1 protein-coding gene is annotated in these 1,256 nt (G+C 64.0%); it reads left to right on the top strand.

What is annotated here, in order from left to right:
- Positions 1-1,255: MFS transporter (locus tag ACSFA2_RS25510; protein WP_435458124.1), on the top strand; the 1,255-nt coding region annotated here is incomplete at its 5' end.
- Between the last annotated feature and the right edge of the window lies 1 nt (position 1,256).

Here is a 1,256-nt window from a genome sequence, read left to right as displayed (position 1 = left end):
GGCGTACCGCGCACGCATCGTGGGCTGGTTCATGTTCGCCATTCCGATCTCGACCGTCATCGGCTCGCCGATCTCGGGCTACATCCTCAACATGGACGGCGTCGGCGGCATGCACGGCTGGCAGTGGCTGTTCATCCTCGAGGCGATTCCCTCGCTGATCCTGACCTTCTTCGTGCTGATGTACCTGCCCGACGGCCCGAAGGACGCCAAGTGGCTCACCACCGAAGAGCGCAGCTGGCTGGAGCAGACGCTCGACTCGGAGCGCCGCAACCGCGAGTCGATCAACAAGATCTCGTGGAAGCAGTCGCTCTTGAACCCACGTGTGATCGGGCTGGGCTTTGTCTACATGGGCATCACCGTGCCGCTGTACGGACTGAGCTTCTTCCTGCCGCAGATCATCAAGGGCTTCGGTGGGCTGAGCAACGTGGAGATCGGCTTCATCAACGCCTTCCCGTACCTGGTGGGCGCCATCGCCATGACGGAGCCCGGCGCGGGCTCCGACCTGCAGGGCGTGCGCACCCGCGCCGAGAAGACGAAGGATGGGAAGGACGGCGGCTACCTCATCAACGGCTCCAAGACCTTCATCACCAATGGCTACCTCGCTGGCGTGGTGCTGGTGGTGTGCAAGACCGATCCCACGCAGGGCGCCAAGGGCACGTCGATCCTCATCGTCGAGACCGAGGGCTGCAAGGGCTTTCGCGTGGGCCGCGTGCTCGACAAGATCGGCATGAAGGCGCAGGACACCTCCGAGCTCTTCTTCGACGACGTGCGTGTGAGCGCCGATGCTTTGCTGGGCGGTGTGGAAGGGCAGGGCTTCTTCCAGCTCATGAGTGATCTGCCTTACGAGCGCACCATCATCGGCCTGAGTGCGCTGGCCACCATGGAAGGCGCCTACCAGGCCACGCTCGACTACGTGCGCGACCGCAAGGCCTTCGGCAAGCCGATTGCCGAGTTCCAGAACACGAAGTTCAAGCTGGCCGAGATCGCCACGCAGATCAAGGTGGGCCGCGCTTTCATCGACCGCTGCGTGGAAGACCTCGTGGCCGGCAAGCTCGACACCGCCACCGCCTCGATAGCCAAGCTCTGGGGCTCGGAGGCGCAGGGCCGCGTGATCGACGAGTGCCTGCAGCTCTTCGGCGGCTACGGCTTCATGAACGAGTACATGGTGGCGCGCATGTACGCCGACGCCCGGGTGCAGCGCATCTACGGCGGCACCAACGAGATCATGAAGGAAGTGATCGCCAGGGCGCTGTGAG

The organism is Variovorax cryoconiti, from assembly GCF_051216395.1.
Taxonomy (GTDB): domain Bacteria; phylum Pseudomonadota; class Gammaproteobacteria; order Burkholderiales; family Burkholderiaceae_C; genus Variovorax.
The sequence above is the reverse complement of the archived record's forward strand: the minus strand, read 5'-3'. Positions and strand labels throughout refer to the sequence as shown.